The sequence below is a fragment of the Microbacterium sp. GXF6406 genome (genome assembly GCF_054798215.1).
In genome coordinates this window covers 241,903-260,479 of the sequence record NZ_JBSJZH010000001.1, presented here as the reverse complement: position 1 = coordinate 260,479, position 18,577 = coordinate 241,903, and the positions used below count along the sequence as shown (strand labels likewise).

The 18,577-nt window shown below is 70.2% G+C and carries 13 protein-coding genes; 7 read left to right on the top strand and 6 right to left on the bottom strand.

The window, feature by feature from the left end; translation table 11 throughout:
- Positions 1-62: 62 nt before the first annotated feature.
- Positions 63-461 (top strand): DUF3054 domain-containing protein, encoded by a 399-nt coding sequence (locus ACWAUG_RS01205; RefSeq protein ID WP_460800634.1) that lies wholly within the window; start codon positions 63-65, stop codon positions 459-461.
- A 9-nt stretch (positions 462-470) separates the two neighbouring features.
- Here ACWAUG_RS01205 and ACWAUG_RS01200 read toward each other — a convergent pair whose 3' ends face one another.
- Positions 471-1,487 (bottom strand): endonuclease/exonuclease/phosphatase family protein, encoded by a 1,017-nt coding sequence (locus ACWAUG_RS01200; protein WP_460800632.1) that lies wholly within the window; start codon positions 1,485-1,487, stop codon positions 471-473.
- Between the two features lie 76 nt (positions 1,488-1,563).
- On the opposite strand from ACWAUG_RS01200, the gene ACWAUG_RS01195 reads away from it, so the two are divergent.
- On the top strand, positions 1,564-2,439 hold the full coding sequence (locus tag ACWAUG_RS01195; protein ID WP_460800631.1) for a PHP domain-containing protein: 876 nt from the start codon (positions 1,564-1,566) through the stop codon (positions 2,437-2,439).
- 51 nt (positions 2,440-2,490) lie between these two features.
- On the opposite strand, the gene ACWAUG_RS01190 is transcribed toward ACWAUG_RS01195, so the two are convergent.
- A complete protein-coding gene (locus tag ACWAUG_RS01190) occupies positions 2,491-4,005 on the bottom strand; it encodes a DEAD/DEAH box helicase (protein WP_298036823.1) in 1,515 nt (504 codons plus the stop codon).
- Positions 4,006-4,181: 176 nt separating this feature from the next.
- On the opposite strand from ACWAUG_RS01190, the gene ACWAUG_RS01185 reads away from it, so the two are divergent.
- A complete protein-coding gene (locus tag ACWAUG_RS01185) occupies positions 4,182-4,892 on the top strand; it encodes a ferritin-like fold-containing protein (RefSeq protein WP_298036820.1) in 711 nt (236 codons plus the stop codon).
- Positions 4,893-4,907: 15 nt separating this feature from the next.
- On the opposite strand, the gene ACWAUG_RS01180 is transcribed toward ACWAUG_RS01185, so the two are convergent.
- Positions 4,908-5,195: a hypothetical protein gene (locus ACWAUG_RS01180; protein ID WP_298036816.1), complete on the bottom strand. Its 288-nt coding sequence runs from the start codon at positions 5,193-5,195 to the stop codon at positions 4,908-4,910.
- Positions 5,196-5,202: 7 nt separating this feature from the next.
- On the bottom strand, positions 5,203-5,427 hold the full coding sequence (locus ACWAUG_RS01175; RefSeq protein WP_298036813.1) for a DUF3107 domain-containing protein: 225 nt from the start codon (positions 5,425-5,427) through the stop codon (positions 5,203-5,205).
- A 151-nt stretch (positions 5,428-5,578) separates the two neighbouring features.
- Between ACWAUG_RS01175 and ACWAUG_RS01170 the strand changes: the two genes are divergently transcribed.
- Both ACWAUG_RS01170 and ACWAUG_RS01165 read left to right on the top strand, forming a co-directional pair.
- The gene (locus ACWAUG_RS01170) at positions 5,579-8,821 is read left to right on the top strand and encodes an ATP-dependent helicase (protein ID WP_460800629.1); all 3,243 of its coding nucleotides are present in this window, start codon (positions 5,579-5,581) and stop codon (positions 8,819-8,821) included.
- Positions 8,818-12,264: an ATP-dependent helicase gene (locus ACWAUG_RS01165; RefSeq protein ID WP_460800627.1), complete on the top strand. Its 3,447-nt coding sequence runs from the start codon at positions 8,818-8,820 to the stop codon at positions 12,262-12,264. The genes ACWAUG_RS01170 and ACWAUG_RS01165 overlap by 4 nt, the downstream gene beginning before the upstream one ends.
- Here the strand turns inward: ACWAUG_RS01165 and ACWAUG_RS01160 are convergent.
- Complete coding sequence (locus ACWAUG_RS01160; RefSeq protein ID WP_460800625.1) at positions 12,210-13,544, bottom strand: phosphotransferase; 1,335 nt, start codon at positions 13,542-13,544, stop codon at positions 12,210-12,212. The genes ACWAUG_RS01165 and ACWAUG_RS01160 overlap by 55 nt on opposite strands.
- Before the next feature lie 64 nt (positions 13,545-13,608).
- On the opposite strand from ACWAUG_RS01160, the gene nudC reads away from it, so the two are divergent.
- Together nudC and ACWAUG_RS01150 are read left to right on the top strand one after the other, a co-directional pair.
- Complete coding sequence (gene nudC / locus ACWAUG_RS01155) at positions 13,609-14,523, top strand: NAD(+) diphosphatase (RefSeq protein WP_298036803.1); 915 nt, start codon at positions 13,609-13,611, stop codon at positions 14,521-14,523.
- Positions 14,520-16,238, top strand: a complete 1,719-nt coding sequence (locus tag ACWAUG_RS01150) for an ATP-dependent helicase (RefSeq protein ID WP_298036800.1) — start codon at positions 14,520-14,522, stop codon at positions 16,236-16,238. Before nudC ends, ACWAUG_RS01150 begins: the two co-directional genes overlap by 4 nt.
- Before the next feature lie 824 nt (positions 16,239-17,062).
- Here the strand turns inward: ACWAUG_RS01150 and ACWAUG_RS01145 are convergent.
- On the bottom strand, positions 17,063-18,466 hold the full coding sequence (locus tag ACWAUG_RS01145; protein ID WP_298036797.1) for a zinc-dependent metalloprotease: 1,404 nt from the start codon (positions 18,464-18,466) through the stop codon (positions 17,063-17,065).
- Positions 18,467-18,577: the final 111 nt, after the last annotated feature.

The window sequence follows — 18,577 nt, the reverse complement described above, 5'->3', positions numbered from 1 at the left end:
CCTCCAGTCTCTCACTCCCGTCCGACAACCGGGGCGCTCCGGCAGCGGCCTACGCTGGAGGGGTGGAAACCCGTCGGATGCCCCGCGCCCTCGTTCTCGTCATCGATCTGGTGAGCGTGCTCGCCTTCTGCATGATCGGCCGGCGTTCCCATGCCGAGGGCGTGCTCACCGACCTGCCGGGGCTCGCGAACACGATCTGGCCCTTCCTCGTGGCACTGCTCGTGGCACACGCCGTGGTGATTCTCACACGGGGCGGGGCATCCCGCGTCCTGCCGGGAATCGTGATCTGGGCGATCACCGTCGTCGGCGGCCTGCTGCTGCGCGCCGTGAGCGGACAGGGCACCGCCGTGCCGTTCATGATCGTGACCGTGCTGGTGCTCGCGCTGTTCCTCATCGGATGGCGCCTCATCCTCGCGCTCATCCTTCGTGTGCGGCGACGCCGCGCCGACGCCGAATCCTGACGGGGCCCGTCAACCGGCGGGGTCGAGCTGCACGACGAGCGCGCGGTGGTCGGAACCCTGCGCATCGAGCACGAGAGAGCCCGTCGGATCCCAGTTCTGGCTCGCCATGACGTGGTCGATCGGGGCGCCCAGGAACTCCGGGTAGTCGGCGGGCCAGGTGGCCATGGCGCCCGTGCCGGTGCGCACCGCGGCATCCCGGCAGTATCCGATGTCACCGCCGTCGACGCCGAGCCTCGCGAGGTGATCGATGGTCGCGTTGAAATCGCCCGCGATGATGAAGTCCCCGGGCGGGCACTGGTCGGCGATCCAGGCGAGATCCGACTGCCAGCGCGACATCGCATCGACGCGCGGGGCGACCGCGTGGACGGCGACGATCGTCGGCCCCGCGCCGTTGACCGGCATGATCACGGCGCTGGGCACGGAACTGGTGTTGCTCGAGCCGTCCTCCGACGAGGCGATGACCGAGTAGTCGCCCAGCTCGGGGGAGATGAGGATCGTCGTCTCCCAGGCCTGCGGGCCATAGTCGACATCGCCGAACTGCACGTGGTGCACCCACATCGGATGCCCCTGCTCGCGGAGCATGACCGCGATGCGCTCGCCGACCGATTCGGCGGTCTCGGGAAGGGTCACGACATCGACCTGCTGATCGAGGATGGTCTCCGCGATGCTCTCGGCCGAGACCGCTTCGCCGGCGGTGTTCCACGTCAGCACGCGCACGCTCGCGTCGGTCTTGTCGGGCATTTCGCCGGATCCGTAGCCGCGCATGGTGCCGATCGCCCCGGTGGCCGCGGCGGCCAGGAGAGAGACGATCAGCAGGGACGCCGCGAAACCGCGGATGGGGCGCGCGAGCAGAAGCAGCAGCGACAGCACGGCGATCACGAGGAACCCGCCGAGGACAGCGCCGCGCACGGCGACGAGCTGAGCGAAGGGGAAGGTCTGCTCGAGCCGGAAGAACTGCGGCCACACCATGACCGCGGCCGCGATCGCGTAGAGCACGGTTATGAGGATCCCCAGCAGACGAAACACCCATCGAGCCTAGAGCCGCACGCTGTGAATGGCCTGCCTCGGCACTCCCGGGAACCGGCGGCAGTAGGGTCGAATCATGACCGATTGCCCGCGTTTCACCGGCCCGAATGACCTGCATCTGCATTCGAACCACTCCGATGGCACGCAGTCGCCCGCCGAAGTCGTGCGCCAGGCTCACGCCCACGGCGTACGCACTCTGGCGCTCACCGATCACGACCGCACGACGGGGTGGGGCGAGGCATCGCGGGAAGCGGCACGGCAGGGTGTGTCGTTCATCCCCGGCATCGAACTGTCGGCGAAGCACGAGTGGCGCAGCGTGCACGTGCTCGGTTACCTCTTCGACCCCGAGAACGCTGCGCTGCAGGACGAGACCCGTCGCATCCGTGAGGATCGGATGGGCCGCGCGGAGCGGATCGTGCGCAACATCGCCCGCGATTACGACCTGACCTGGGAAGACGTGCTCACACAGACGACGAAGGATGCCACGGTCGGGCGTCCGCACATCGCCGATGCTCTTGTGGCCCGCGGCATCGTCCGCGATCGCGGCGAGGCGTTCGACGGCATCCTCCATCCGCGCGAGGGGTACTACGAGCCCCACTACGCGCCGGACCCGCTCACCGCGGTGCGCCTGATCACCCGGGCCGGGGGAGTGGCGGTCATCGCGCACCCCGTCACCGCCGGACGCGACCGGATGATGCCGCTCGCCCTCATCGAGCAGCTGATCGACGAGGGGCTCGGCGGCTTCGAGATCGATCACCGCGAGAACACCGACGAGGGCAAGCGCATGCTGCACGGCATCGCTGTCGAGCACGATCTGATCGTGACCGGTTCGAGCGATTACCACGGGGCCGGAAAGCCCAACCTGCCGGGGGAGAACACGACCGCGGACGCCATGCTCGCCCGCATCATCGATCGCGCCACCGGCACGCCGCCTCAGCTCGCGGACGCCTGAGACGACAGTGGGGCGGATGCAGCTCGCATCCGCCCCACCGGTCAGAGGGTGTCAGGCGCCGGCGGGTGCCGCACCGCCCGAACGGCGACGCCGGCGGCGGCGCTGGGGGGCGGGCTTGCCGTCCTGGTGCTCATGGCTCTTGTCGCCATCGTGCGTTCCTGCGCCATCGGCGTCGCGGTCGACGGCCGGAGCCGCCTCGGGGGCGGCGGGGGACGCGGCATCCTCGACGAAGGTGGATCCGACCGCTGCATCCGAACCGCCGCGGCGGCGACGGCGACGGCGACGCGTGGTGCCGTCGCCCGCGCCCTGCTCGGCGGCGACGTCGGCTGCCTTCTCGGGGCGCTGGCGCGCCGGCTTCTTCGGCGCCTGGGCCTTGGGCGCCGTCGTCAGACGGCCCTTGGTGCCCTCGGGGATGTTCAGATCCGTGTACAGGTGCGGGCTCGACGAGTAGGTCTCGACGGGCTCGGGCTGACCGAACTCGAGGGCGCGGTTGATGAGGGCCCACTTGTGCAGGTCTTCCCAATCGACGAAGGTCACGGCGGTGCCGTTGCGGCCCGCGCGGCCCGTGCGGCCGGCGCGGTGCAGGTAGGTCTTGTCCTCATCGGGGATCGTGTGGTTGATGACGTGGGTGACGTCGTCGACGTCGATGCCGCGGGCGGCGACGTCCGTGGCGACCAGCACGTCCTTCTTGCCGGCCTTGAACGCCGCCATCGAGCGCTCGCGCTGCTCCTGGCCCATGTCTCCGTGCACGCCGCCGACGTTGAAGCCGCGGTCGCTCAGCTCGTCGACGAGCTTCTGCGCCGCGCGCTTGGTGCGGGTGAAGATCACCGTCTTCTCGCGGCCCTCCGCCTGCAGGATGCGGGCGATGACCTCGTCCTTGTCGAGGGAGTGCGCGCGGTAGATGACGTGCTTGATGTTGGCCTGCGTCAGGCCCTCATCGGGGTCGTTGGCGCGGATGTGGATGGGGTTCGACATGAACCGGCGCGCCAGGGCCACGATCGGGCCGGGCATGGTCGCCGAGAACAGCTGCGTGTGCCGAACCGCGGGGACCTTGGAGAAGATCTTCTCGATGTCGGCGAGGAAGCCGAGATCGAGCATCTTGTCGGCCTCATCGAGCACGACCTCGGTCGCGTTCGACAGATCGAGCAGGCGCTGGCCCGCGAGGTCGATGAGGCGGCCCGGCGTGCCGACGACGATCTGCGCACCGGCCTTGAGCTGGTCGATCTGGCCCTCATAGGCCTTGCCTCCGTAGATGGCGACGACGCTGGTGGAGCGGTTGCTTGTCAGCAGGTCCATGTCTTCGTAGACCTGGACCGCGAGCTCGCGGGTGGGCACGACGATGAGGGCCTTGACGCCCGGCTCCGGGTTCTCGCCCAGGCGCTGGACGACCGGGATGCCGAAGCCGAAGGTCTTTCCGGTACCGGTCTTCGCCTGGCCGATGATGTCCTGGCCGGGGAGGCCGAGGGGGATCGTCTGCTCCTGGATGGGGAAGGCGTCGACGATGCCCTTGGCGGCGAGTGCGTCGACGATGTCCTGATCGATGCCGAGATCGGCGAAAGTTGTCACGTGTTCTATTGCCTGTCCGGCGACCTTCGTAAGCGAAGAGATCGCCTCGTTACGGATCCACGCCGTCTTTGTGCCACAGGCGCGGGGTCCTGCTCCGACGGCAGGACACCTCCCCACACTACCCGAGGGGCTCCGGATCGCCGCAGATTATCTTCGCGCGCGGGTAGTCTGAACGCGTGGTGAAGTGGTTCTGGCGCAAAGAGAAGCCCCGTCGCATGCTGTCCTTGCGCAGCAGGGGAGACATGGGCGATGCGACGCGCGTCGATTTCGCGGAGCTCGCCCCCGAGTTGAACCGCTTCCTCGGCCAGGCCGCCTATCTGCAGCTGGGCTACTTCGAGACGCTGACGCGGCTGATCCGGGCCACCCCCGATCTCGACGAGAAGGGTGCGCTGACTGAGGCCGCCGGAGCGGCTCTGAGCAAGCACACCGGTATCGTCGAGGTGATCCGCGCGCAGGGCGATGACCCCACCGAGGTCATGCTGCCGTTCCGCGAGCATCTGGATGCGTTCCGCCGCAAGACGATCGGAGCGCGCCCGCGCGAGACGCTGCTGTCGGTGTACATCACGGCGGGAATGCTCGATGACTTCTATCTCGCGCTGGCCTCGAGCTATGGGAGCACGGGGGAGCGCGTGGCAGAGATCCTCAGCGAGGACGACGCCACGGGCGAGATCGTGCGCATCCTCACCGAGACGATCGAGGGCGACGCCGAATGGCGATCGCTGCTGTCGATGTGGGCTCGGCGGCTGGTCGGGGACACGCTGCTCGTCGCCCGCCAGGCGCTGCGCACCGAGCGCCTCGCCGAGGACGAGGAGCGGGTCGAGCCCGTCTACACGGAGCTCATGGGAGCGCACGCCCGGCGGATGGATGCGATGGGTCTCGCGGCCTGAGAGCCGGAGGTCTGCTCAGAGTCCGAGCGCGGCCTTCTTCTCGGCGTCCTCCGTCTGACGGCGACGGGTCAGGACCACGCCGACGACCGCGGCGATCGCGAGCGATCCGACGATGGATGCGAGCCAGAGCCAGCCGTTCGTCTGGCTCATTCCGCTCCACTGCATGATCGTGTAGATCGCCGCGGATGCGGCGGTCGCGGTCGCGGGCACGAGGGCGACGCCGCGCAGCTCACGGTTCGGGATCAGGTAGTGCACGCCGATTCCCAGCGCGCACGCGGCGATGAGTGCGAGGAGGATGTACATCGGATCGTCAGGCGACGAAGCCGACGCGACGCGACTCTTCGGTGCCGAGCTCGATGTACGCGAGGTTCGCGGTCGGCACGATGTAGGAGTTGCCCTTGACGTCGCTGAAGCTGACGCTGGCCGCGCTCTGCTCGAGGGCTGCGGCGACCTGGCTGCGCACGTCGTCTGCGCTGGTGGCGGTCTCGAAGTTCAGTTCGCGGCCGGTGTTGATGATGCCGATGCGGATTTCCACGCGTGCTCCTTGACATGTCGGGGACTGCGCCAACTCTACCCCGGCCGGCGGCGCGAGGACCGGCGGCGGGGAAGGTTTCGCCAGGGGCGCACAACGGGGGAGGCCGCGGGCCGCGACGGCGATGTCGGCGGGGCCGGATAGCGTGGATGCCATGACAGAGGATGCTGGCCAGCGAGCGGTCGTCAACGCCCCCGTCGAGGCATCCGGAGTGATCATCGGAGGTCCGGGCACGGGCAAGACGCACACGCTCATCGACCGGGTGGCGCACCTGCTGTCCGGTCCCGATGCGCTCGCGCCCGAAGAGGTGCTCGTGCTCACCGCGAATCGTCAGGCGGCGACCGTGCTGCGCGACCGGATCGGCGTGCGCATCGCGCAGGCGACACCGGGGCCGCTGGCACGGTCGCTCGGTTCATTGGCGTTCCAGATCGTCCGCGGTGCGATGGTGCACGCGGGCCAGGAGCCCCCGGCGCTGCTGACCGGAGCCGATCAGGACCGCATCATCGCCGATCTCCTCGCCGGAGACGCCGAGGACGAGGAGTCGGGGCAGCCCAGTCGCTGGCCCGAGACGCTGAGCCGCTCGGTGCGCGCCTCCACGGGGTTCCGTTCGGAGCTGCGAGCCTTCCTCGCGGAGTGCACCGAACTGGGCGTCCGGCCCGACGAGCTGCAAGCCTCCGACCGCCCGGTGTGGCGCGCGGTGGGCGACTTCACCGAGGAGTACCGCGCGGTTCTCGCGGGAATGCGCACCTCCTACCGCGATGCCGCGGACCTCGTGAGCGAGGCGGCGGCGATCCTGCAGCGCGCCGATGCGGCGACGCTCGGCCCGTTGGCGCCGTTGCGGGTCGTGCTCATGGACGACGCGCAGGAGACGACGCGCGGGGGAATCACGCTCGTGCGGGCACTGCGGGAGCGCGGCATCGCGGTCATGGCCTTCGGTGACCCCGACATCTCCTCGGGGGCATTCCGCGGGGCGAGTCCGCAGTTGTTCCACGAACTCACGACGGTGCTCGAGCATCTGTTCGTCCTCGACGCCGCGCACCGGCAGACCCGTGCGCTCACCGATCTGACGCGCACCGTCACCCAGGCGATCGGCGTCGCCGGCCGCGTCGATCACCGTCGTGCCCCCGGGCCCCGTCCGGACGAGCCCGATGATGCCGTGCAGACCTATCTGGCGGGATCTCCCCATGAAGAGATCGACCGGATCGCCGGCACGCTCCGGGACTGGCGCCTCAGCCACGGCATCGCGTGGAGCGACATGGCGGTGATCGCGCACGACACCCGGCAGGTGACGATGCTCGAGACCGAGCTGGCGGCGCGCGAGGTCCCGACCCGGGCCGCGGGCGTGCAGCGCCCGCTCGGCAGCGAGGGCATCGTGCGCGACATCGTCGGCATCGTCCGTCTCGCGCTCACGCCGCTCGAGCAGCGCACCACCGAGATGCTCGTCGACGCGCTGCGCTCGCCGTTCGGCGGGATGGATGCCGTGGGTCTGCGCCGTCTGCGCGCGCGGATGCGGCATGCCGAGCTCGCCGAGGGCGGGGCGACGCCGGCATCCGAGTTGCTGCGGGCAGCCATGGCCGAGCCCCTCGCCTTCACCTTCATCGACGCTCCGGAGGCTCGCGTCGCGGCCCGCTTCGCACGGACGCTCGCCGAATCCACGGCGGCGGCCGCCGCGAACGAGACCATCCACGAGCTGCTGTGGCGCATCTGGGACGATGCGCGCGCCCTCGACGGCTCGAAGCTTCAACGGCACTGGCGCGAGGCCGCGGAGCAGCCCGGCGGCGCCAAGGTCGCACGTTCGCTCGACGCTCTGGTCGCACTGTTCGATGCGGCCAAGCGCTTCGTCGAGCGCACGCCGAATGAACGCGCCGAGACGTTCGTGCGCGAGATCCTCGACAGCGAGGTGCCCGAAGACACGCTCTCGACCCCCGATCGTCCGGGCCTGGTCACCCTCCTCACGCCCGCCACGGCTCTGGGAACGCAGTTCGAGGCGGTCATCGTCTCCGGTGTGCAGGACGGTGTCTGGCCCAATACCCGCCTGCGCGGCGGCATGCTCGAGACGTGGCGTCTGGCCGATGCCGTCGCCGCTGCGCGCACGGGCGCGCCGCTGGACCCGCCCGGAGCCATCGACCGGCGCCGAGAAGCGCTGCACGATGAACTCCGTCTGTTCGTGCGCGCCGTCTCCCGGGCTCGTTCGCGCATCGTCGTGACGGCGGTCGACGACGACGCGACGGGGCCGAGCCCGTTCTTCTCGTTCCTGCCGGAGCCGCCGCTGCTGTCGGAGCATCCGTCCTCCGAGCATCCGCTCACGCTGCGCGGCCTGGTCGCTCGCCACCGGCGCACACTGACGAGCTCGAGCGATCCCGCCGTGCGCACGATGGCCGCGCGCGAGCTCCGCCTGCTCGCCGAGGCCGACGTCCCGGGAGCAGCGCCGGCCGAGTGGTACGGAATTCCGGAACCATCGACGACGGCTCCGCTGCACGACCTCGAGGTCGAGGCGGCGCGCGTCTCGCCCTCGAGGATGGAGGCCTTCGAGACCTGCGAGTTGGGTTGGGCGATCTCCTCGCTCGGCGGAGACACGGTGCTGCCGCCATCGGCCGGGATCGGCACCATCATCCACTCCGCCATGGAGATCGCGCCCGATGGCGAGCTCGAGAAGATGCGCGAGGTCGTGGCCCGGCTCTGGCCGGAGCTCGAGTTCGAGACGGAGTGGATCGGTCGCAAGGAACGTCGTCGGGCCGAGCTGTACATCGATCGGCTGCACTCCTACCTCGATCGGGTCACGGCCGAGGGCGGACGCGTGATCGCGAACGAGGGCGAGTTCCGCTTCGCCGTGCAGGTGCCCGAGCGCCCCGGTGACGACGAGGCGGCACCCGCGGTGTACACCGGAGAAGAGGTGCACGGCCCGCACCGCGCGCTCGTGCACGGGTTCATCGACCGCGTCGAGGCGTATCCGCCCGGCGGCGGCGAGCATGCGGCGGCGCGCGGACGAGGAATGACCGCGATGCGGTCGGAGGCCGAGGGAGAACGGGTGGTCGTGGTCGATCTGAAGACCGGCAAGAACGAGCCGGAGTCCGATGGGAAGGTGCTCGAGCACGCTCAGCTCGCGGCGTATCAGATCGCGGTCGAGCAGGGGCAGGTCGCGGGCGCGGATGCCGCCGCGCTCGCCGGAGCGCGCCTCGTGCTCGTGGCCCAGACACTGGCCAAGAGCGATTACCGGGTCGCGCATCAGCACACGCTGCGCGGTGAGGACCGCGCGCGGTTCCTGAACCGTCTCGCCGATGCGGCTCGCGGCATGTCGTCCAACAGTTTCACGGCCCACGTCGAGACGCACTGCCACGACGTCCAGTGGCGTGTGCATCCGTGCCGCATCCACACGGTTCCGGCGGTGAGCGCGTGAGCGGCGTCGTCGCGCCCGAGTCACTGCGCGGCCTCGGGCTCTCAGCGCTCGACGTCGCCGCGGCGCTCGGCCAGCCGCCGCCCACCCCGGCTCAGCAGAAGGTCATCGAAGCGCCGTTGACCCCGGCGCTCGTGGTCGCCGGCGCCGGAAGCGGGAAGACAGAGACGATGTCGGGGCGCGTCGTGTGGCTCGTCGCGAACGGCATCGTGCGCCGTGACGAGATCCTCGGGCTCACCTTCACCCGCAAGGCCGCGGGCGAGCTCGCCGAACGCATCGGCGCGCGTCTGGCCGTCATCGACGAGTACGGTCGGCGGGGCCTGCTCCCGTTCGTGCCGCGGATCGTGGCATCCGGAGCCCTGTCCCGCATCGACGCCGCGACGAACGCGGCGCAGCGCGCCGCCGTGCGGACCCAGGTGCTCGATGAGCTCGCCGCCGAATACGCGACCGGGTTCGATCCATCGGCGCCGCGCAGCAGCGACGACCTGCTCATCCGTCCGAAGGTCTCGACCTACAACGCGTTCGCGGACTCGATCGTGCGCGAGCACGCCGCTCGGATCGGCCGCGACCCGGATGTCGCGATGCTCAGCCAGGCGGCGTCGTGGATGCTGGCGCGCGAGGTCGTGCTGCGGGCCGATCTTCCGCAGCTGGAGGACATCGACCTGTCGGTGGCGACGATCGTCGATGCGGTGCAGCGCCTGGCCGGGGATGCTCTCGACCACCGGGCCGACCTCGACCGGGCCGACCGCATCGCGCTCGAGCAGGCCGCGGCCTTCGAGCCCTATCGCAGCAACGGCGCGATCGCGAAGATCGCCGACAATCTCCTGGCCCTGCCGACGCTCTCGGCGCTGGTGCGCGAGTACATCTCCGAGAAGCACCGCCGGGGAGTACTCGATTTCGCCGACCAGGTCAGCGGGGCCTTCGGCATCGTCGAATCGTCGCCGGATGTGCGCGAGGGGCTTCGCGAACAGCACCGCGTGGTGCTCCTCGACGAGTATCAGGACACCTCGGTGATCCAGACGCAGTTCCTCGCAGCACTGTTCCGCGATAGCGCGGTGATGGCGGTCGGCGACCCGCACCAGTCGATCTACGGATGGCGCGGCGCGAGCGCCGACAATCTCTACGCCTTCGCGCGAACGTTCGCCGCGCACCAGGCTGCGCAGAGCTACAGCCTCATGACGAGCTGGCGCAACGACAGCACGATCCTTGACATCGCGAACACCGTGCTCGTGCCGCTGCAGCGCCCGGGGCTCGACGTCCCGCCGCTCGAACCGCGTCCCGGGGCGGGGCGGGGGACGGTCGAGACCCGTTACTCGTTCACGGTTCACGATGAGGCCGCCGACGTCGCGGAGTGGTTCGCCGCGCGCCGAGCGGCCCATACCGATGGGGCCAAGCCGCACACGGGGGCGATCCTGTTCCGCTCCAAGCGGCACATGCAGACCTTCGCCGAGGCGCTCGCGGCACGGGGTATTCCGCATCGCATTCTCGGACTGGGCGGGCTGCTGTCGACCCCCGAGGTCGTCGACGTGGTGTCGGCGCTGCGGGTGATCCATGATCCGAACGCCGGGTCCTCGCTCATCCGGCTCCTCGTGGGCCCGCGCTTCGGGGTCGGCGTGGCCGACATGCAGGCCCTGTACGCACTCGCCGGCGAGCTCGCCCGCCGCGACAGCGGACTGCTCCCGTTGCCTGATGAACTACGTGCGCGCATCCGCTCATCGCGCGGCATCGACGAGGCGGTGTCGATCATCGACGCCGTCGACGTGGTGCGGGGCCTGCGCGACGACTACCGACTGCTGGAGGGATTCACCTCCGAGGGGCGTGCGCGCATCCGGTTGGCCGGCGAGGCATTCGAGCGGCTCCGCCGGGCATCCGGTCAGCCGATCCCCGAGCTCATCCGCCTGATCGAGCTCGAGCTGCGGCTGGACATCGAACTCGCGGCGAACGAGACGCGCGGCGCCGCCCGTGTCGCCGCGACGCAGCTGCGGGCGTTCGCCGATGAGGTACGGGCCTTCCTCGCGGCCGATGACCGGGGCTCGATCGGCAGTCTTCTGGCTTGGCTCGACAAGGCCGAGGTCACGGACGAGCTCATGCCGCGGCCGGAGCCGCCGGAGCCCGGTGTCGTGCAGCTGCTGACGATCCACGGGTCCAAGGGGCTCGAATGGGATGCTGTGGCGGTGGTGCGGATGGTCGAGGGGGAGCTGCCCTCCACTCCCAGCGATACGTCGGGCTGGTTCGGGTTCGGCGTGTTGCCGTTCGCGTTGCGCGGCGATGCCGCGGCGCTGCCGAAGTTCACCTGGTTCCTGCCCGTCGAGGAAGAGCTCGATGAGGCGAAACGGCTGAAGGCGGGGATCGCCTCGCTCACGAGTGCGAGCAAGACCACGCCCGGGGCGATCACCGTGTTCAAGGAGGAGTACCGCGAGTACCAGCTGCAGGAGGAACGCCGGCTGGCGTATGTGGCCGTCACCCGCGCGCGCACGGATCTGCTTCTGACCGGATCGCACTGGGCCGGGCAGAAGAAGCCGCGCATTCCGGGACCGTTCCTGCGGGAGGCGTGGGAGGCGCTGGGGGCGGGCGAGGCCGGCGAGGTCGATCCGGACGCGAACCCCTACGAGGGCGAAGGCCAGACCCTGGTGTGGCCGCTGGATCCGCTCGGCGGTCGCCGGGAGAGGGTCGAAGCGGCCGCCGCTGCGGTGCGCGCGGCTTTCGATGAACCGGCGCCGACGCCGAGCGATCTGCTGCAGCGTCTCCTCGCCGAGCGTGCCGAGCGGCAGAGCGGGACCGTGGCGGTTGCGCCGACGCGCGTGCCGGCCTCGCGCTTCAAGGAGTACGTCACCGACTACGCGGCGACGGTGCGCGGGCTCAGTCGTCCGATGCCGGAGCGGCCCTACCGGCAGACACGACTGGGCACGCTCTTCCATGCCTGGGTCGAGCACCGGTCGGGGCTGGTCGGTGCGGCGCCGAGTCCGGAGAGCGCGCTCTGGGAGATCGATGAGGAGCAGCCGGATGCTGTGACGGCATCCGCAGCGGATGAAGCCGACCTCGAGCGGCTGCGGGAGATCTTCCTGGAAAGCGAATGGGCCCGGCTGCGACCGATCGCGGTCGAGATCGAGATCGACTTCGCGCTCGGCGGCGGGACCGAAGACGATGCCGGGCACATCGTGATCTGCAAGCTGGACGCCGTGTATCGCCGTGATGATCGGGGCGGCCGAATCGAGATCGTCGACTGGAAGACCGGCAAGGCGCCCAAGACCGCCGCTGAGCGGGATGAGCGCATGCTGCAGCTCGCGCTGTACCGGTTGGCGTACCACCGGCGGTTCGGGGTTCCGCTGGAGGAGATCGACGTCGCTCTGTACTACGTCGCCGATGATCTCGTGATCCGCGGAGACCGCGTCTATTCCGAAGAGGAGCTGGTCCAGCGCTGGAGGGCTGCGCGCGCGGCGCGCTGAGCCTCCTCCGCCGGGTCGGCGTCCGGATCGTCGTCGGTCGCGATGCCGTCTGCGCGACCGGGTGCCGCTTCGCGGCTCTCGGTCGGGGCAACGGGGACGGTGTCAGCCAGCTCGACGGGCGCGGCCTTCTCGTCCGTGACCTCCGGGATGAGGTCCGACTCGGCGACCTCGCGCAGATCCTCTGTGACGTCGGCGGGCGCGGCATCCGGGAGATCGGCGAGGACGAGGAGGTCCTCGGGATTATAAGCGTCGGTCTGCATCGACGTGTCGATGAGGGTTTCGGGGGTCGCGGGAACGCGGTCGAGCGCATCGAGGGCGGATTCGACGCCGTCGGCGCGCGCCGCGATGACGGAGAGATCGCGTTCGCGCAGGCCCTGAGCGAGAGCCTCCAGGAGACCTGCCGCGTCATTCATGATGTCGTCGCGGTGCAAGGATTCCCCGTGCAGCAGCCAGCGTGCGAATTCGAGCTCGGCGAGCATCCGGGCGCGCACGACGAGGGCCGGGTCGGGGGAGCGGGTTGATGCGGCGGCGTATGCGGCGTGCACATCGGCTTCGGCATCCGGCGCCGCCGAGAGCCACGCGAGGTCCGCGGCCGGGTCGCCGATCGACAGACCGTTCCAGTGCACGATCCCGGTGACACGGGGGCCGAGCTCGTCGTCGTCGTCGAAGATGAAGGACTTCGCCTCGGTCCCGCCGAGGACCACGGCCGATTCGAATCGCCACAGGTCGTCATCGTCGACGGCTTCGCGCCAGCGCACGGTGAGACGTGCGGGAACACGGCCGGTGGCGGCGGCGCGGTCGACGAGCTGACGGATCTCCTCGCGCACCTCGGCGCTGCTTCGGGCGGGGAGGCCTGCGCCGCGCACGACGGAGGCGGGAAGCGCATGCAGGGCGGCGATCGCGGTGCCCATCGACTCGGCGGCCCCCCGACCCGCGGGGATGTCAGCGGCCTCGATCTGGAAGCCGGGCAGAAGCCCCGTCACGAGAGCACGACCATCGGCGATCAGGGTCTCGCCCCGGTATTCCGGGGCCTGGAATGGGAGCATGGCGCGCGCACCCGGGGTCAGGGCCCGCAGGGCGATCGACTCTGCGGCGAGCTCGCGGGCCGTCTCATCGTCGTCGCCGACCCGGATCGCGACCTCGCTGCCATCGGCCAGCGTGATGACGGCTGAATCGAAGCGGCCATCGCCGCCGGCGGTGAGGACGCGGGTCCCGACGACCTCTGCCTCGGGCAGGGCGGCCGTGACTGCCGCCGCTAGAGTGAAGGGAGACCGTGCCATGCACCCAGGGTAGGTCTGCTCGGGCGCGGTTGCACCCACGCCACGCCTGTGAGAGAGGGAGTCGATGACCGTTCGACGTGCTTTTTTCGATCGCACTGCGCACCTGCGCGACGAGGAGGGGATCCTCGACGCACTGCGGGCAGCCCCTGACACGCGCGCGGTCGTGGTCCGCGAGGGGCGGGCCCGTGTCGCGGACGGCCGTCTGCTGATGGTTCCCCTCGGCGATGTCGGCGAGGCCGAGTGGGGCGTGCTCGGGCGGCACAGTGACGGATCATCCCTGCTGCTGGCCGCGGTGCCGCCCCTCAGCGACACGATCGATGCGGCTCCCGCCGAGACCTGGCTCGGAGTGCGCGACACCGGAGGGATGCTCGACGCCGAGAGCACCGAGCTGCTGATCGCCGCGGTATCCCTGGCCTCGTGGATGCTCGGTGCACGGTTCTGCACGGTGTGCGGGGCGGAGACAGAGATCCGCCAGGGCGGGTGGTCGCGCCGGTGCGCGATGTGCGAGATCGACATCTTCCCGCGCACCGATCCGGCGGTCATCGTCGCCGTCGAGAGCGCAGACCGACAGCGACTCCTCCTGGGGGCGAACGCCAACTGGCGCGGACGCATGTACTCCTGCTTCGCGGGGTTCGTCGAGGCCGGGGAATCGCTCGAGACCACGGTGCACCGGGAGATCGAGGAGGAGGCCGGGGTTCTCCTGACAGACCTCCGCTACATCGCATCCCAGCCCTGGCCCTACCCCCGATCGCTCATGGTCGGGTTCCGGGCGACCGCCTCGGACGAGCGCGAAGCGCGCCCCGACGGCGAGGAGATCATCGACGTGCGCTGGTTCACGCGCGAGGAGATCGGCAGCGCCCTGGTCGGCGACGGCCCGGTCGGCCTCCCCGGTCCCGCCTCGATCGCCCGCACGCTCATCCAGGGCTGGTACGACGAGCGCCCGCACGGTGCGCCGGCCGACCACGGCGATTCCCTGTGAGCGCCCTCGACGCCCTCGACGACCGGCAGCGCGAAGCGGCATCCATCCTCCGCGGCCCCGTGGCGGTGCTCGCGGGAGCCGGTACCGGCAAGACCCGGGTGATCACCCACCGCATCGCCCATGGGGTTGACACCGGGGCGTACACGCCCAACCGGGTGCTCGCGGTCACCTTCACGAGCAAAGCGGCCGGTGAGCTCCGCGGGCGCCTGCGCGCACTCGGAGTGGCGGGCGTCGTCGCACGCACGTTCCACGCGGCTGCTCTGTCTCAACTGAACTTCTTCTGGCCGACGCTGGCGGGCTCGCCCGCACCGAGCATCATCGACAACAAGGTGCGCGTGCTCGGTCAGGCCGCCGACCAGCTGCGCCTGCGCCTGGACACCGCGACTCTGCGGGACGTGGCCAGCGAGATCGAATGGCGCAAGGTCTCGATGCTCTCGATCGACCAGCACGCCGAGCTTGGCCGCTCGGTCGGAAAAGTCGGCACGGATCAGCTCGCGGCGCTCCAGCAGGGCTACGAGGTGCTCAAGGACGACCGTCGTCAGCTCGACTTCGAGGACGTCCTACTGGCATGCGCGGGGATGCTGGAGGCGGAGCCGCGGGTCGCGGCATCCGTCCGTGAGCAGTACCGCCACTTCACGGTCGATGAGTTCCAGGACGTCTCGCCCCTGCAGAACCGGCTGCTGGAGCTGTGGCTCGGCGACCGCCGAGACATCTGCGTCGTCGGAGACGCCAGCCAGACGATCTACTCGTTCGCCGGGGCCGAGCAGCGCTACCTCCTCGAATTCGGGCGCACCTATCCGGATGCGACGGTCGTCCGACTCGAGACGAACTACCGTTCGCAGCCACCGATCCTCGCGGCGGCCAACGCGCTGATGAAGGGGCGCCCGGGCGCCCTGGAACTCGTCGCCGCCAGGGCGGCGATCACCGCGGAGCCCCCGACGGTCACCGCATTCGACACCGAGACCGATGAGGCCGCCGGAATCGCCCGATCCATCACCGCCCAGCTCGCCTCGGGCGCCTCGGCGTCCGAGATCGCGGTGCTGTACCGCTCGCACGCGCAGTCCGGGGCGATCCAGCAGGCGCTCGCCGATGCCGGGATCGCCTCCTCCGTGCTCGGCGGCCGGCGCTTCTTCGACATGCCCGAAGTGCGACAGGCGGTGCTCGCTCTGCGCGGAGCATCTGTCGCTCCGACCGAGCGCGGTTTCCTCCCCAACGTCATCCGGGTGATGCGCGAACTCGGCCTGACCGAGGAGCCGCCCGCGCCCGGCGCCCAGCGCGAGAGCTGGGAGGCGCGCCGCGCCCTGCTGCGCCTGGCCGAGGAGGCCCCGCCCGAGACGACGCTGCGCTCCTTCAGCGAGATGCTCATGGCGCGCGCGAAGGATCAGCACGAGCCCACTCTCGAGACGGTCACGCTCTCGACCCTGCACGCGGCAAAGGGCCTCGAGTGGCCGCACGTGCACCTGGCGGGGTGGGCCGAGGGGGCACTGCCCATCGGCTATGCGACCGATTTCGAAGCCATCGACGAGGAGCGGCGCCTCGCCTACGTGGGCATCACGCGCGCAGCGCGAACGCTGTCGATGACCTGGTCGCGTGCCGCCGGTCATCGAGAACGGGCAGCATCCCGATTCCTGCAGGAGATCGGAACGACTGCGCGCGGCACCGGCATTCTTCGTGAAACGTCGCCGCGCTCCACACGCGGCGCCCGTCGGGGGTGACGCGCACCGCCGTCGCCGGGGATCCCTCGCCGATCCGCGTGAGAACGCGTTGGACGAGGCCCGCCGCTTCGACGGCGTGAACGGTCGACACCCGTTCGCGGGTCGCACCGATCAGCTGCGAGTGGAGCAGTGGCCAGGCCGGGTCGCGATCGCGTTCATGGCCGTCCCGGCAGGAGAGGCACGGTGTCTCGCCGGGCACGACGAGCGGACCAACTCGGGTGCCGCCCGGCTCGAACGCCACGGGCAGGTGGGAGAGATCCTCGCGCAGGTACGGGCCGAACTGTCGTGCGGAGGCCGCACCGTGCACGAGGACGACGCCGATCGCCGCGGTATCCGCACGATCCGTCAGAGGGATGCCCATATCCGCCAGCGCCTCGATCATCCTCGCCTCGACACGGGAGTCGTCGAGGTTCATGCTCTCGACCCATACGGACGGGCTCGTCGGAGCGTCGGTCGACAGCACCGGGCCGAGTGCGCGCAGCAGGTCGCGGGCCGCCTCCCGCGGCGCACCGACCCCGTGAGCCACGACATCGAAGGCGCGCAGGCGGAATCCGGTGCGCATCGCCTGCAACAGCGGCTCGGCCCAGGGCGCGCTGAGCGAGACGCTCACCCGCGCCTCGAGTCCGAACTGCACCGTGTCGACGTCGCGCCACAGCATCGGAAACGCGGGGTCCAGGCGCGTCAGCGTCGGGGGAGAGATCGGAGGCATAGCCCCGATTCTGCTCGGAACGCGATCGCCGCGGAGCGCCTCAGGCTCATCCGTGGAAAACTCGACACCGACGCCGCGTGTGCAGGGCGAGTAGATGCCACGGGAAGCGCGGCGGTCAGGCCGGAGTCTCGCCGCCCTGGTTGTCCGGGCCGTCCTCCTCGGAGGACCCATCGGCCCCGGCATCCTTCTCGCTGAAATCATCGCCGTCGAGCAGACGGGCCAGGGCCTCGTCGAATTCGTCGGCCACCGGCGCCTCACCGCGAGCGCTCGCCTGCAGACGGGCGATGAGAGCGCTCGGGTCGTCGATGTCTTGAGCGGTCGGCAGGAGATCGGGATAGTCCCACAGCGCGTCGCGGGCGTCGACCCCGACGGCATCCGTCACCTGGCGCCACATCGCCGCAGCCTCGCGCATGCGACGCGGACGTAGCTTCAGACCCACGAGGGCTCCCAGAGCATCCTCGGCCGGCCCTCCGACCGCGCGGCGCCGCCGGGCCGCCTCGGCCAACCGTGCACCATCGGGCAGACGCGAGGTCGCCTCGTTGGTGACGACATCGACCCAGCCGTCGATCATCGCGATGATGTTCTCGAGGCGCGCGAGAGCGTCGCGCTGAGCCTCGCTCTGGGGCGGCAGCAGCGCCCCTCCCTCGATCGCGGCGCGCAGTTCCTCGGGGTTCGAGGGGTCCAGGCGACTGGCGACGTCCTCGAGGGCGTCGGCGTCCACGGTCACGCCGCGCGCGAAGTCGGTGATCTGCGACATGACGTGCAGGTGCAGCCACTTGGAGTGACGGTACAGGCGCGCGTAGGCGAGCTCACGGGTGGCCAGGTACAGCGAGATCTGGTCTTCGGGGATCTCGAGGCCCTCGCCGAACGCCGTGATGTTCTGCGGAACGATGGCGGCGGTCCCGGCCGGAAGAACGGGGATGCCGACGTCGCCGCCGGAGACGACCTCGAGCGAGAGATTGCCGAGGACCTGGGCGAACTGCGCGGCGAAGACCGAGGCGCCGAGCCCGCGCATCAGCTGACCCGCACCCTGCACGACCCCGTGCATGTCGTCGGGGACCTGGCCCTCCAATGCGCCGGTGAGGGCATCGGCGATGCTCGTCGAAACGGGGCCCGCGATGTCCTTCCACACGGGCAGGGTCTTCTCGACCCATTCCCCGCGGGTCATGGACTGCGGGGCCTCGCCGAGTTCGGAAATGGTCGTCGCCTCGCCGAGCCAGAGGTTCGCGAGGGCGAAGGCGTCGACGAGCGAGGTGCGGGAACCGTCGGTGATACCCTGTCCCTCACGATTGGCGATGTGCAGCGCCTGGCGGAGAGTTTTCTCCCACGGATCGGCGCCGAACATGCCCTGCAGCTGCTGCGACAGGGCCGCCATCATCGCCGGGTCGATCTGCATGCCGTCGGCTCCGCCGAGCGCGTTCTGCAGCGCGCTGAGGTCGAAGCCCTCGGCCCCGCCTCCGGACATCATCTTGCGCAGGAACTCCTGGAAGTCCTCGGGGGTCGGTTCGTTGTCTGCCATGTCGGTTCGCCTCTCAGCACGTCGCTAGCCGTGCCATCTACGCTAGTCACAGGTTTCTGCGCGCACCCCCGGCGCGGGCAGATCGCTGTACGCCGGTCGCGAACGACGGAG

Excerpts from the sequence above, each read along its gene's own strand:
- ACWAUG_RS01195 (WP_460800631.1), top strand. The coding sequence starts at position 1,564 with ATGACCGATTGCCCGCGTTTCACCGGCCCGAATGACCTGCATCTGCAT.
- ACWAUG_RS01145 (WP_298036797.1), bottom strand. The coding sequence starts at position 18,466 with ATGGCAGACAACGAACCGACCCCCGAGGACTTCCAGGAGTTCCTGCGC.
- ACWAUG_RS01160 (WP_460800625.1), bottom strand. The coding sequence starts at position 13,544 with ATGGCACGGTCTCCCTTCACTCTAGCGGCGGCAGTCACGGCCGCCCTG.
- nudC (WP_298036803.1), top strand. The coding sequence starts at position 13,609 with ATGACCGTTCGACGTGCTTTTTTCGATCGCACTGCGCACCTGCGCGAC.
- ACWAUG_RS01170 (WP_460800629.1), top strand. The coding sequence starts at position 5,579 with ATGACAGAGGATGCTGGCCAGCGAGCGGTCGTCAACGCCCCCGTCGAG.
- ACWAUG_RS01180 (WP_298036816.1), bottom strand. The coding sequence starts at position 5,195 with ATGTACATCCTCCTCGCACTCATCGCCGCGTGCGCGCTGGGAATCGGC.